Source organism: Nocardiopsis aegyptia, assembly GCF_013410755.1.
In the GTDB taxonomy this organism is placed as follows: domain Bacteria; phylum Actinomycetota; class Actinomycetes; order Streptosporangiales; family Streptosporangiaceae; genus Nocardiopsis; species Nocardiopsis aegyptia.
In genome coordinates this window covers 2071138-2083998 of sequence record NZ_JACCFS010000001.1, presented here as the reverse complement: position 1 = coordinate 2083998, position 12861 = coordinate 2071138, and the positions used below count along the sequence as shown (strand labels likewise).

Here is a 12861-nt window from a genome sequence, read left to right as displayed (position 1 = left end):
ACCGCCCGCGATGTGACCTGTGACACTCTCTACGGTCGCTGTTCGTCCCCCCGTCCACAAGAGGTCATCGGGTCCGGAATCCGTCATGTGCGCAATGCGGGCTTTGGGAGCCCTACTATTGCCCCGTGCCTTGGTCGGAGACTCTCCCTCAGTTCAGCCTCGCCGGGACCCTGCTGACGGTCCTGCTGCTCCTCTTCGCGGCGTTCGGCGAACCCCTCCTCGGTCGGCTCGCGTTCGCTCGCCTGGCCCGCAGCCGCCACGACGGCGGGCGCGCCCTGCGGCGCCTGTACGCCGTCACGATGGCGACCCATGCCCTGTGGGGTCTGCTGGTCCTCGCGGTGCTGACGCTCTCGCCGGGGCTCTGCGCCGGTGATCTGGGCCTGCGCGTTCCCGGGGCCTGGGGCCCGATCGCGGGCGGCGCCGTCGGCGGACTCGTCGCGCTGGCCGTGCTGTGGCTCCTCACCAACGGCCTGCCGTTCCGGCGGTCCGGCCGGGGGAAGGGCCGCGGCTCCGGACACCGGGGGAGCCGGGCCTCGGCCGCGCCCGCCGCCCTGCCCGAGCCCGGACGGCACCCGCAGGGCCTCCTCGTGCCGCGGACGACCGTCGAGCGGCTGCTGGCCGGCGGCGCGGCGGTGACCGGCGGCGTGTTCGGGGAACTGCTCTACCGCGGGTTGTTCATCGTCCTGCTGGCCGGGATGGGCGTACCGCTGTGGATCGCCGCGGTGCTGTCGGTGCTGCTGTTCTCGGTCGCCCACGTCTACCAGGGCTGGTGGGGGCTGGTCAGCGCGGGAGCCTCCGGCGCCCTGTTCACGATCCTCTACCTGGGTACCGAGAGCCTGTGGGTGCCGATGGCCGTCCACGTGGCCCTGAACCTGCGCTCCCTGGTGTTCCCGCCCGCCTCCGCTCGCGCCGACCTGGACGACGGGTACGACGGTGACGGGTACGAGGACGACGGACCGGTCCACGACGACCACGGCTACGACGGTCAGGCCTACGACGACCGCGGCCATGACGGCCACGGTCATGACGGCCAGGCCCACGACGACCACGGCTACGACGGCCGGGGGCCGGGGTATCCGGAGCCGCCCTACGGCGCGCCCGCGCCCCAGGCGGATCCACGCCCCTACGAGGAGCGCTACGGCGACCGCCCGGCCGCCCCGAACCCGTACGGGCCCGGCCCCGCCTCCCCGTACGGGCAGCCGCCCTACGGCGACCAGTACGAGCAGTCCCACCGCGACCGCCCCTGAGCGCCGTCCGCGCTTCCGACACACCGGGGCCGGATGCCCGTACCCGGGGCACGTCGGGCAGGATGGACGGGTGTCCGACGCAATCGAGCATCCACTGTCCCGCCCCCAGGACCGCCGGTTCTGGCTGACGACGTCCGACGGCGTCGGCATCGACGCCGTGCTGCGGCGCGGTGCCGAACCCTGCGACACGGCCGTGGTCCTCGCCAACGGGTTCACCGGCACCCACCGCAACCCGGCCACCCGGGCGATCGCCGAGGCCCTGCTGCCGGTCGGCGACGTGATGACCTTCGACTTCCGCGGCCACCACCGCTCCGGGGGCCACAGCACCCTGGGCAACGCCGAGATCCACGACCTGGAGGCCGTCGTCGCCCGGCTGAGGAGCCTGGGCTACACGACGGTGGCCACGGTCGGCTTCTCCATGGGCGCGGCCGTGGCCCTGCGGCACGCCGCCATCCTCGGCGGGGTCGACGCGGTCGTCTCGGTCAGCGCCCCCAGCCGCTGGTACTACCGCGGCACCCGGCGGATGCGCCTGCTCCACGTCGGTATCGAGCGCACCGCCGGGCGCTTCTTCCTGGAGCGCTTCCGCCAGGTGCGGGTCACCGACCGCCGCTGGGACCCGCGCCCGGCCGAGCCGCGCGAGGTCGCGGGCCACATCAGCCCGACCCCGCTGCTCGTGGTGCACGGCGACGCCGACACCTACTTCCCCGTCGCGCACGCCACGGCCATCCACGAGGCCGCGGGCGAGCCCCGTGACCTGTGGATCGTCCCGGGCATGGGGCACGCCGAACGCGCGGTCACCCCCGAGCTGTCGGCGCGCCTGCGCGACTGGCTCCGGGCACGGCTCGGGCCCTCCGGGGACTGAGCACGGGGCCGTCCGGGGACGGCGTCGACAGGACCGTCGCGGTCCACTACAAAGGAGGGATGACCCGACCCCGTAGGCCTTCGTCCCGCCGCGGAGCGGGCGCCCAGGACACCTCCCACGACGAGCTGCCCGGCCTGGGAGGACGGGGCTTCGCGCTGCTCATCGCGGCGACCGCGGTGGGCCTGTGCGGGTTCGCCGCCGTGCTGCCGCTGGTCCCGCTCTGGGCCAGCCGGGGCGGGGTGGGCGAGTTCGGCGCGGGGAGCACGACGGCGGCGTTCATGCTCACGACCGTCCTCACCCAGCTCATGATGCCCTGGCTCCTGGAGCGGGGCGGCTACCGCTGGGCCTTCCCCGTGGGCTGTCTCATCATGGGGCTGCCCACACCCCTCTTCGCCGTGACCGCCGACCTCGCCCCGCTGATCGCCGTCTCCGCTCTGCGCGGCGTCGGTTTCGGGATGGTCAGCGTCGCCGGTACGGCCCTGGCCGCGCGACTCGTACCGAACGAGCAGGTCGGCCGGGCCACCGGCTACTACGGCCTCGCCGTCGGCCTGCCGCAGGTCCTCATCCTGCCCGGCGGCGTGGCGCTGGCCCTCCAGATCGGCTTCGACGCCGCGTTCTGGATCACCGGCGCCTGCTCCGTCCTGGGGGCGGTGCTGGCGGCCGGGATCTGGTTCGCCGACGGCGGGCGCAACCGCTCGGCGCTGCGGTCGGCGCCGCGCCACGGCGGCGCGGGCGACGCCGGCCCCGTCGGTCTCCCACTGCTGCGGCTCCTGGCGTCGCCGCTGGCGATCATGCTCGTGGCCGCCACGTCGGCGAGCACGGTCATCACGTTCCTGGCCATCCCGCTGGAACAGGCCGCGTGGCTGGTGAGCGGCACGCTGGCGGCCCTGGCGCTGGCGGTCGTCGTGGGCCGGTGGACCGCGGGGATGCTGCACGACCGGTACCGGCGCGCGCTGCTGCTCCTGCCCGGCATGGCCGCCGCGGTCGTCGGCCTGGCCCTGGTGACCGCCGGTCTGTGGACCGTCGGCGGGGAGGGTTCGGTGCCCGGTCCGGCCGCCGCGTCCCTGGTGCTGGCGGGGGCGGCCCTGTTCGGGCTCGGGTTCGGCGCCGTGCAGAACGAGACGGTCATGCTCATGCTCAACCGCGCCGGTCCGACCGGGTACGGCCGGGCCAGCGCGGTGTGGAACATCGGCTTCGACGCCGGCTCGGGCGTGGGCGCGATGGGCATGGGGCTGGTCATCCAGCTCATGGGTTACGGCCCGGCGTTCGCCCTGCTGGCGGTCCTGCTGGCCGGGGTCCTCCCGCTGGCGCTGACCGGCCGCGAGCGGTCCCGCTCGCGGTGACCACCTGGGGGTCGATCGGGCCGCCGTCTCAAGGGCGCCCGAGCGCTAGTTGACCGACGAGATGTGCACGTGGTCGTAGTGGTTGGCCGTCGCGCCGCCGCGGTCGTTCATGAACACCCACTGGCGGTTGCTGCGGTGCCAGATCCGCTGCTTCCAGATGACGTAGTCCACGCCGAGGCGGTCGGCGTTGTCGATCGCGTACTGCGCGATCTGGTCGCCGAGGGAGTTGTTCGCGGCGGAGGGGATGGCGCCGCCGGAGCTCATCATGAAGTCGCAGGCGCGGCCGTCGCCGTGGTCGTCGGCGCTGGGCCGCCAGCAGCCGACCGGGTAGGGCGCGCCGTAAGCCATGATGATGTCGTCGCGGATGCCGGCCATGCGGGCCGTGGTCGAGTCCCAGCCGCCGCCCATCGCGCTCTCGGGGATCGTGCCGTTGCCGGGAGTCTCCGGGATCTGTGACTCCTCGTACTCCTCGATCTCCGCCTCGACCTCGTCGCGCTGGTCCTCCAGCGAGTCGACGAGCTCGGAGGCCTCCTCCAGCTCCTCGGTGAGCTCGGTGGTGACCTCCTCCTGCTCGTCGCGCGTCTCGATGAGCTCGGAGATCTGCTCGGACTGGCTCTGGCCCAGGTAGGTCAGCGTCGCGGCGTCGGAGAACATGTCCTCGGGTTCGCTGGAGAAGACGACCTGCAGCGCCGGATCGAAGCCGTTGTTGTTCTTGTACTGGGCCGAGGCGATGTTCGACACACCGGACCGGGAGCCCTCCAGGCGCTCCTCGATCTCCTCCAGGTCCTCCTGCGCCTCTTCGACGCGGTCCTTGATCTCGTTGTACTGGAGGAGCTCGCCGCCGTAGGTCTCCTCGAGCTCCTCGGCGCGCTCGTTGAGCGCGTCGATGTCGATCTCGTCGTCCGGCTCGGCGTAGGCGGCTCCGGGCACCGTGAGCAGCAGTGCCAGGGAGACCGCGCCGACGGACAGCGCGGCGCTGCCTGCGCGTGGGACTCGGAATCGAGGGCTGGGTGTCATCTTCTGCTCCGTGGACGGTCTGAGCGCATTCGGTGGGCCGACGGCGAGACGAGGGGGTGCCGTGGGGCGGGAGATACTCAGCAGACCTTACGAGATCTTGGCGTTACATGCCTAGTACGTGACTCGCGGGGACGGATCCGAAGATACCCGGAGTCGGTGACCGCACGGGGCCGGACGGGTGGAACGGTCGGTCTCAGGCGGTGCCGCCGAAGGCGCTGGGCAGCTGGACGCCGGCGGGTTCGGGCGCCTCGGCGGGCATGAACCAGTCGGAGCGGCGGACGTCGCGCAGGGCCCGGCGACGGGTGTCGGGGTCCAGGCGGTCGAGGTAGAGCATGCCGTCCAGGTGGTCGGTCTCGTGCTGCAGGCACCGCGCCATCAGGCCGGTGCCCTCGACGGTGACCGGCTCGTTGCGCAGGTCGACGCCGGTGACGACGGCGCGCTCGGCCCGGCGTGTGGGATACCACAGCCGCGGGACCGACAGGCAGCCCTCCTCGTCCTCCTGCGTCTCCTCGGACAGCTCGGCGATCTCGGGGTTGATCACGTAGCCGACGCGGTCCTCGACGTTGTAGCTGAACACGCGCAGCCCCACCCCGATCTGGGTGGCGGCGAGCCCGGCACGACCGGGGGCGTCCACGGTGTCCAGGAGGTCCCGGACCAGGGCCGCGGTGTGCTGGTCGAACTTGGTGACGGGCGTGGTCCGGGTGACGAGGACGGGGTCGCCGAAGCGGACGATGGGGCGCATGCTCATGCCCCACAGAGTATCCGGGCCGGGGGAGGGGACGGTGCGGGATGCGCGGGTACGGAGGGGTTCGCGCGGCGGGCGGCCGGCGTTACCCGCGGGCCGGGCCCCGGGCGGCCCGGGTCACGACGACACGGCCAGGCCGGGGCGCAGCGACTCGTCCAGCACCATCTCGATGTAGTCCAGGGCGGCCCGGCGGCGGGCGAGGGCGCTCTCGTACAGCGAGGGCGCCTGGACGCCGCGGCGCACACGCAGGCACTCGTTGACGATGCGCTGCCAGCGGTCGGGGAAGGCGTGCAGGGCGTAGGAGCCCGCGCCGGACTTGGAGGTGGTCTCGCCGGTTTTGAGGGTGAAGTGCAGACGGCTGACGCTGAGCACGCTCCAGGAGGGGGCGAGCGAGCCCAGGACCGCGAGGCCGCGCGGGGTGACGAGCCGTCCGGCCCGTTCGCGCCAGCGGCGCCAGTGCTCGTCCAGGGAGCCCAGTGACCAGGCCCGCAGGCTCTCCGGCTCGTCCCACACGTCGAGTTCGACCGGGTGCGGGCCGCGCACCGGGATGCCGCGCTCGGCGAGGATGTGCCAGGTGGCCGGGTTGACGTCGGAGGTCGCGCGCTCGCGGAAGCGGCCGCCGACCACGGAGGGCAGGGGGCCGCAGGAGGCGGAGTCGCGGGAGAGATGGTCCCAGGTGACGTGGACGCCGTTGAACTGGGGCCGCGGCATGTCCGAGCGGGTGCGCGCGTGCGCGCGGCGCAGCTGCTCGACCTCGCGGCCACCGGGGGTGCGCGCGGTGACGACGACGAAGTCGACGTCGCTGGTGTGCGGGCGGAAGTCGCCCAGAGCGACCGAACCGGTCAGATAGAGGCCTTCGACCAGGCCGGGGGCCTCCTGGTCCGCGTTGGCGAGGAAGGTCCGGGCCAGCGTCTGCACCCGAGGGTGGACGGCCATGCTCACTCCAGTCTGATGGTGGGTTCGTGCGCGCGACCGGTGTTGGGGGAGGACCGGATCGCCGTGGCTGGTGCTCGGCCCCGAGCCTGGTGGGGCCACTGGGGGCCTCGCCTCCTACCTCCAAGTTTGGGCGGGTCCGCTGATGATGGCAAGTGATCACGCCGGACTTGCATCCTGTCTCCCCACGTCACGTGGTGTACGGCTATGCCGGAGAGGGGGAGCGGGCACTCTTGACAGGTCCGGGGTCGGTGTGGCAAAGGGGGTCGCGGGCCCGTGAGAGGTGCGCAAGGGGCGTTCCGGGGCGGATGGGACGGCGCTTTCCTTTCCGTGGCCCGGCCCCTGCCGTTCCGCCGGAGGGGGCGGGCCCCGGAACCGGCCTCCGGTCCCCGTGCGCAATCCTTCGCACGTGCATGCGCACGGTTCTCTGCATGGGATTCTTTTGCCGTGGCTTTTCACTAGAGAACTTCTGCGCGAAAACGGGCGGCGCTCCGGGGTCATTCCGAGTGTGGCGTCCGCCATGTTCTACCGGCCGGTAACAGCGTACCCGCGCGGGATCGGTGCTCGTGTTCCCTGGTCCTGGGCCTGGTCGCGCATATCGCGGGAATCGGGCGCCGACGGCCATGGGCGCGGGGCGGCGCAGAGCACAGGCCGCAGATGTGGACACGCCTCATCTTTTCGGCGATTGTTATGATTCACCAAGCCACCCCCAGGTGATACCCATCACAGCCATTGTTCGTTGTTTTCATCCGTGTAACACGAGAGCACCCTCCCGAAACTGTGCCTCATTACTGTCTGGGGAGAACGGCAGATCTCGCAGCGATTCCAAGGAGCCGGAATGGTCCCGACCATGGTCCTCGTAGCCGACGACTCGCGTGACGCCCACAGACGTGAGGCCCTGTGCGGCCTCGCGGCGGCGGTGGCCAGCCGTGGAGAGGTCCCCGTGACCGCCGCCTTCGGCAGCCCCGACGAAGTCACCGCCACCATCCGCTCCGTCGACGGACCCAAGGTGGTCGTCCCGGCGTTCGTCGCGGGAGGCGACGTCGCGAGCGCCCACCTGCTCTCCCGCATCGGCCTGGGCGGACTGGACAACGTCTGCCAGACCGCGCCCCTCGGCGCGGTCCCGTCCATCGTCGCCGACCTCGCCGGACGCCTCGGCGAGTCGGGATGGAGCCGCGAGGACGGCGTGGTCCTGGCCGCGGACGGTACCACCGGCACCGAGGAGCGCCAGGTCGTCATGGACGTGGCCCGCATGCTCAGCCGCCGCCTCGGCTCCCCGGTCCAGGTGGGCTACCTGCGCACGTGGGCGCCCTCGGTGTTCGACGCCGTCGACCGCCTGCGCCGGGCCGGCCGGGAACGGGTCGCCGTGGCGGCCTGGCGCCTGGTGGACGGCCCCGACTTCGAACTGCTGCGCGGGCTGGACGTCACCGCCATCACCGCGCCGCTGTGGCCCTCCGAACTGGTCGTGGACACGCTCCTCGCCCAGCACCGGGCGGTCAAGGGCCGGCTGGCCTGAGGGGGCCGCGGCACGCCGCGCGCCCGAACCGGGGCCGGCGGGACCGGAAACCGCGGTGCGAAGCGTGCGCTCACCGTTACCGGAGGTGCCGGGATGGGTAGGGGTCCGAACGGGCGGGAACTCCCCGCACCCAGACTGTGGCACCGTGCCGCGCCGCCGACCGCGCGGAGTGGTACGGACCGGGAACGGCCCCTTTTCCCGGCCCCGGACTCCTCGTGCCGGCCCGAGCGCCCTCGCGACCGGGCGGGCTCCCCGTGCGGTCGCCGCCAACGGACCAACGCGTCGGCCGTCGGCGTCAGGGGTCGGACCCCGACAGGCACCGACGCGCGCGACCCGAAGGTGGAACTCATGAACGACGTCACAGCGCGGTTCGTCGACGACCGGCAGCGCCGACGTCTGGAACGGCGCTTCGGCGCGCACGTCGGCGAATGGCTGACGGAAGTCCCCTCGATCGTGGAGAAGCTCGCCACCGAATGGGGGCTGACGGTCGAGGGGCCGGCCCCGCACGGACGCACGTCCGTGGTGGTCCTGGTCAGCCGTGCCGACGGGAGTGAAGGAGTCCTCAAGCTCTGCCCGGACAGCGGGCTGTGCGTCTCCGAGGCACGGCTGCTGCGCATGTGGGCGCCCTCCCACCGGGTCCCGGAGGTGTGGGGCCTGGACTCCGAGCGCGGCGCCATCCTCATGGAGCGCGTCGACGGCGAGACCGTCGCGGCCACCGGGGTGGTCCCGGCGATGGAGACCGTCGGCTCCCTCATCGCGCAGCTGCACGCCGTCGACGTCCCGCGCGCGGAACTCATGGAGCTGCGCCCCCTCACCTCGCGGGTGCAGTTCATCTTCGACTTCTGGACCCGGGAGCGCGCCGAGGGCCCAGCCGCCGACATCGTGCCCGCCTCCGTCATGCACCAGGGCCTGTGCCGGGCCCGCGACCTGGCCCACGGCGAGGTCGGCGTGGTCCCCGTGCACGGTGACCTGCACCCGGGCAACGTCATCGACGGCGGCCCGCGCGGACTGGTCGCGCTGGACCCGCGCGCCTGCCTCGGCGACGGCGCGGTCGACGCGGTCGACTGGACGGTGTGGCAGGCCAGCAGCCTACGGGAGGTGGAGCGCCGGGTGGACGTGCTGTCCCGCGTCATGGACGTGGACGGCGACCGGCTCATGGCGTGGTCCCGGGCCTTCGCGCCCTGCATGGTCGTCGCCAAGGTCAACCGCGGCCAGACCGGCACCGAGGAGTTCGAGGTGCTGATGGAGATGGCCGAGCGCAGCGTGGTGGTTCGGGGTTAGGGTTCGGAGTGGGTTCGGGGCGCTTTCACGCCGGGGTGGGTTCGGGGCGCTTGACGCCGGGGCCTTCGTCGTCGCTACTGCCTGGCTCGCAGGCTCGCTGGCGGCAGAGACTCCTCCTGCAGGCACCGGCGCGCCCCTCACCCCTGTGCTTTTTTGGGGCCGCCGCTCGTTCCTCGCTTTGGCCCGGATAGACCCCCTGTGGTCCCCGCGACCGGAACCGCGTACCCCTCACCCCCTCGGGTTGCGGTAGGCCGCTTTCGTACCGCTTCAACCCGTTCGTCCTGAGGCTCAGGGGGTTGAACGTGTGCATGCGCGCCTTCGGGGTCGCAGGGGGTTGGGCGTGGCCGGTTCCGCTCATGGGGTCCCGTCGGGGGTTGAAGCTTCTATAGGTGTGGGGTCCATAGGGGGGTTGGCTCGGGGCGCGCCAGTGTTCTGCAGGAGGAGACGGGGCCGCAGCGAGCTTGCGAGCAAGGCAAGTCGACGACGAAGAACACTGGCTACTCGGCGCCCAGCGTCCGAGCCTGCGAGGGCGCCGGAGAGCGCAGCGAGGGCGCCGACGCGTCCTGGAGGGCCTGGAGGTGCACTCCCGAGGAACGAGGGAGTGCACCGGAAGGACCGAAGGGCGCGTCTTCCGGGCGCACGAGCACGGGCCAAAGCGAGGAACGAGCGGAGGCCCCAAAAAAACACAAAAAACTCACCCCGGGGTCTCGAAGCGGTAGCCGCGGCCCGCCTCGGTGATGAGGTACCGGGGGTGCGCGGGATCGGGCTCCAGCTTCCGGCGCAGCTGCGCCATGTACACGCGGAGGTAGTTGGTCTCGCTCTGGTAGGAGGGCCCCCAGACGTCGTGGAGGAGGCGGCGCTGGCTCACCAGCTGTCCGCAGTTGCGGGCGAGGATCTCCAGGATGTGCCACTCCGTCGGGGTGAGGCGCACCTCCTCGCCGTCGCGCAGCACGCGCTTGGCCCCCAGGTCGACGGTGAAGCACGACGTGCGCACCACCGGCGCCTCCTCCGAGCGCACGGACCGGCGCTCGGCCGCGCGCATGCGCGCCAGCAGCTCGTCCATCCCGAACGGCTTGGTGACGTAGTCGTCGGCGCCCGAGTCCAGGCAGCGCACCTTCTCCCCGGCGGAGTGCCGTGCGGAGAGCACGATGATCGGTACCTGCGACCAGCCCCGCAGCCGCTGGATGACCTCCATGCCTTCCATGTCGGGCAGCCCCAGATCGAGGAGGACCACGTCCGGGTGCCGCTCGGCGGCCAGCCGCAGGGCCGCGGCACCGTCCGCGGCGGTGTCGACGTCGTGCCCGCGCGCCCTCAGGTTGATCCGCATCGCCCGGATGATCTGCACGTCGTCGTCAACGACCAGGACCCGCATGGGACCTCTCCTCGCCTGCCTCGTTCGGATCCGCCGCCTTCAGCGTGAACACCATGGTGAGTCCGCCGCCCGGTGTGTCCTCCGGCGTGAGCGTTCCGTGCATCGCCTCCACGAAACCACGCGCCACCGCGAGGCCGAGACCGACCCCCGTGCCCTGGGGCGCGTCGCCCAGGCGCTGGAAGGCCTCGAACATCCGGTGCTTGCCCTCGTCGGAGACTCCCGGGCCCCGGTCCGCGACCCGTAGCTGCACGTTCTCGCCGTGGGCGCTGGCCGCGACCAGCACCGGGCTGCTGGGATCGGGGTTGTAGCGCACCGCGTTGGTGACCACGTTGGCGATCGAGCGCTCCAGCAGCCCCGCGTCGGCGCGCACCCGCGGCAGGTGGTCGGGGACGTCCACGGTGACCGAGTCGTGCGGCAGGCCCAGGAGCGTGACGGGGACGACCTCCTCCAGGCCGACCGCGCGCAGCCGGGGCCGGACGTTGTCGGTGTGCACCCGGCTCATGTCCAGCAGGTTGTCGATGAGCCGGTTCAACCGGTCCGTGGACTCCTCCACGGTCTCCAGGAGCGTCTCGCGGTCCTCGGGGTCGAGTTCGATGTCGGTCGCCCGCAGGGTCGACAGGCTCGCCTTGATGGAGGTCAGCGGTGAGCGCAGGTCGTGCGAGACGGCCGCCAGCAGCGCGGTGCGGATCCGGTTGCCCGCCGCCTGGCCGCGCGCCTCGGCGGCGTCCCACTCCAGCCTCTGGTGCTCCAGGGCGATGCCGATGTGCGCGGCGAAGGCGCGCAGGACCCCGCGGTCGGCGGCGGGCAGCACCCGTCCCCGCAGCGCCAGGGTGAGGGTGTCGGAGATCGCCACCTGCACGTCGGCCTCGTCCGGGGTCTCGCACGCGGGGGCGCCCACGCTGTGCACCACCCGCCAGCCGCCCTCGTCGCGCTGTTCCAACAGGGTCGCCGACCGCTGAGCGAACGTCTTGCGGATCCGACGGAGGAGGGCCTGGAGGGGTTCGCTGCCGGAGAGGACGCTGCCGGCGAGCAGTGTCACCGCCTTGGCCTCGGCCCGGCCGCGCGCGGCCTGGGCCGAACGGCGCGCCGCCATCTCCACGACCACGGCGACGAGCGTGCCCACCAGGGCGAACGCGGTCAGCGCGAGCATGTTGTCCAGCGACACCGGCGGCCGGCCGTGCAGCGGCGAGAGCACGAACGTGAGCAGGAGCGCGCTCAGGACGGCGGAGGACAGGGCGGGCCACAGGCCGCCGACGGCGGCGGTGGAGACGGTGATGAGCAGCAGGAGCAGGGCGTCCGAGGCCGCGCCGACCCCGCGCAGCGGCGGCACCGTCAGGACCAGGGTCAGCAGGAACGGTGCCACCACCGCCAGCGTCCACCCCGCCACCCTGCGGTGCGGGCCCAGTCCGCGGCCGGGCGGCGGCAGCGGCCAGCGGCCGGTGCCGACCTGCTCGTGGGTGACGATGTGCACGTCGATGTCGCCGGACTCGCGCGCCACGATGGTGCCGACGCCGGGACCGAACACGTACTGCCACGCGCTGCGGCGCGAGGAGCCGAGGACGATCTGGGTGGCGTGCACGCCGCGGGCGAACTCCAGCAGGCCGGTGGGGACGTCGTTGCCGACCACCTGGTGGTAGGTGCCGCCGAGTTCGGCGAGCAGTCGGCGCTGGCGCAGGAGGTCGTCGGTGGGCGCCTGGGCGATGCCGTCGGGCGGTACCACGTGGACCGCCATCAGGTGGCTCGGCTGGGGGTGTCCGCCGCGCGAACGGGCGGCGACCCTGGCGGCGCGCAGGATGAGGGTCTCGCCCTCGGGGCCGCCGGTCAGGGCCACGACGACGCGTTCGCGTGCCTCCCAGGTGCTGCGGATCTTGTGCTCGCCGCGGTACCGGGCCAGGCCCTCCTCGACCCGGTCGGCGGTCCACAGCAGGGCCAGCTCGCGCAGGGCCGCCAGGTTGCCCTCGCGGTAGAAGTCGGACAGCGCCGCGTCCAACCGCTCCGCCGGGTGGATGTCGCCGTGCGCCATCCGGCGGCGGAGCTCCTGGGGGGTGAGGTCGACCAGCTCGATCTCCGTGGCCGCGCGCACCACCCGGTCGGGGACCGAGCGCACGGGCGGAGCGCCGGTGATCTGCTTGACGACGTCGTTGAGGGACTCCAGCTGGTGGATGCCCACGGTGGACACGACGTTGATCCCCGCCGCCAGGAGTTCCTGCACGTCCTGCCAGCGGGCGGGGTTGGGCGATCCGGGGGCGTTGGCGTGCGCCAGGTCGTCCACGATCGCCAGCGCGGGGGCGCGCTCGATCACGGCACCGGTGTCGACGGCGCCGGAGGCCAGGGTCGGGATCGTCTCCAGACCCCGGAGCAGGGCCTCGGTGCCCGGACGCCGGTGCGTGTGGGCGACGGCGACCACGGTGTCGGTGCCGCCGGCCGAGCGGCGGTGCGCCTCGGCCAGCGCGCTGTGGGTGGTGCCGACCCCGGGCGCCGACCCCAGGTAGATGCGGAGCTTGCCTCGTGCCACGGATCCATTGTGGATCCTCCGGGGCACCGG

10 protein-coding genes are annotated in these 12861 nt (G+C 72.8%); 5 read left to right on the top strand and 5 right to left on the bottom strand.

Annotated features, from left to right (window positions below; translation table 11 throughout):
- The first annotated feature begins 125 nt into the window (after nucleotides 1–125).
- From HNR10_RS09350 to HNR10_RS09340, 3 genes are all read left to right on the top strand, one after another.
- Nucleotides 126–1247: a CPBP family intramembrane glutamic endopeptidase gene (locus HNR10_RS09350; protein ID WP_179822454.1), complete on the top strand. Its 1122-nt coding sequence runs from the start codon at nucleotides 126–128 to the stop codon at nucleotides 1245–1247.
- Between the two features lie 70 nt (nucleotides 1248–1317).
- Nucleotides 1318–2109: an alpha/beta hydrolase gene (locus HNR10_RS09345; protein ID WP_179822452.1), complete on the top strand. Its 792-nt coding sequence runs from the start codon at nucleotides 1318–1320 to the stop codon at nucleotides 2107–2109.
- 59 nt (nucleotides 2110–2168) lie between these two features.
- Entirely contained in the window at nucleotides 2169–3452 is a 1284-nt protein-coding gene (locus HNR10_RS09340) for an MFS transporter (protein ID WP_179822450.1), read from the top strand.
- Between the two features lie 45 nt (nucleotides 3453–3497).
- On the opposite strand, the gene HNR10_RS09335 is transcribed toward HNR10_RS09340, so the two are convergent.
- The 3 genes from HNR10_RS09335 to HNR10_RS09325 form a co-directional block, all read right to left on the bottom strand.
- Entirely contained in the window at nucleotides 3498–4469 is a 972-nt protein-coding gene (locus tag HNR10_RS09335; protein ID WP_179822449.1) for a coiled-coil domain-containing protein, read from the bottom strand.
- Nucleotides 4470–4662: 193 nt separating this feature from the next.
- Complete coding sequence (gene def / locus HNR10_RS09330) at nucleotides 4663–5217, bottom strand: peptide deformylase (protein ID WP_179822447.1); 555 nt, start codon at nucleotides 5215–5217, stop codon at nucleotides 4663–4665.
- 114 nt (nucleotides 5218–5331) lie between these two features.
- Nucleotides 5332–6150 carry a nucleotidyltransferase domain-containing protein gene (locus tag HNR10_RS09325; protein WP_179822446.1) on the bottom strand — a complete coding sequence of 273 codons (819 nt, stop codon included), beginning with the start codon at nucleotides 6148–6150 and terminating at the stop codon, nucleotides 5332–5334.
- 835 nt (nucleotides 6151–6985) lie between these two features.
- Here HNR10_RS09325 and HNR10_RS09320 point away from each other — a divergent pair.
- Nucleotides 6986–7663 carry a sirohydrochlorin chelatase gene (locus tag HNR10_RS09320; RefSeq protein WP_179822444.1) on the top strand — a complete coding sequence of 226 codons (678 nt, stop codon included), beginning with the start codon at nucleotides 6986–6988 and terminating at the stop codon, nucleotides 7661–7663.
- A 348-nt stretch (nucleotides 7664–8011) separates the two neighbouring features.
- Complete coding sequence (locus HNR10_RS09315) at nucleotides 8012–8944, top strand: aminoglycoside phosphotransferase family protein (protein WP_179822443.1); 933 nt, start codon at nucleotides 8012–8014, stop codon at nucleotides 8942–8944.
- Between the two features lie 694 nt (nucleotides 8945–9638).
- On the opposite strand, the gene HNR10_RS09310 is transcribed toward HNR10_RS09315, so the two are convergent.
- Nucleotides 9639–10316 (bottom strand): response regulator, encoded by a 678-nt coding sequence (locus HNR10_RS09310; protein WP_179822441.1) that lies wholly within the window; start codon nucleotides 10314–10316, stop codon nucleotides 9639–9641.
- Nucleotides 10297–12831 carry an ATP-binding protein gene (locus tag HNR10_RS09305; RefSeq protein ID WP_179822439.1) on the bottom strand — a complete coding sequence of 845 codons (2535 nt, stop codon included), beginning with the start codon at nucleotides 12829–12831 and terminating at the stop codon, nucleotides 10297–10299. Before HNR10_RS09305 ends, HNR10_RS09310 begins: the two co-directional genes overlap by 20 nt.
- Nucleotides 12832–12861 lie beyond the last annotated feature (30 nt).

Bases quoted from the DNA above. Each gene is read 5' to 3' on its own strand.
- HNR10_RS09340 (WP_179822450.1), top strand. From the start codon at position 2,169: ATGACCCGACCCCGTAGGCCTTCGTCCCGCCGCGGAGCGGGCGCCCAG.
- HNR10_RS09335 (WP_179822449.1), bottom strand. From the start codon at position 4,469: ATGACACCCAGCCCTCGATTCCGAGTCCCACGCGCAGGCAGCGCCGCG.
- HNR10_RS09320 (WP_179822444.1), top strand. From the start codon at position 6,986: ATGGTCCCGACCATGGTCCTCGTAGCCGACGACTCGCGTGACGCCCAC.
- HNR10_RS09310 (WP_179822441.1), bottom strand. From the start codon at position 10,316: ATGCGGGTCCTGGTCGTTGACGACGACGTGCAGATCATCCGGGCGATG.
- HNR10_RS09315 (WP_179822443.1), top strand. From the start codon at position 8,012: ATGAACGACGTCACAGCGCGGTTCGTCGACGACCGGCAGCGCCGACGT.
- def (WP_179822447.1), bottom strand. From the start codon at position 5,217: ATGAGCATGCGCCCCATCGTCCGCTTCGGCGACCCCGTCCTCGTCACC.
- HNR10_RS09325 (WP_179822446.1), bottom strand. From the start codon at position 6,150: ATGGCCGTCCACCCTCGGGTGCAGACGCTGGCCCGGACCTTCCTCGCC.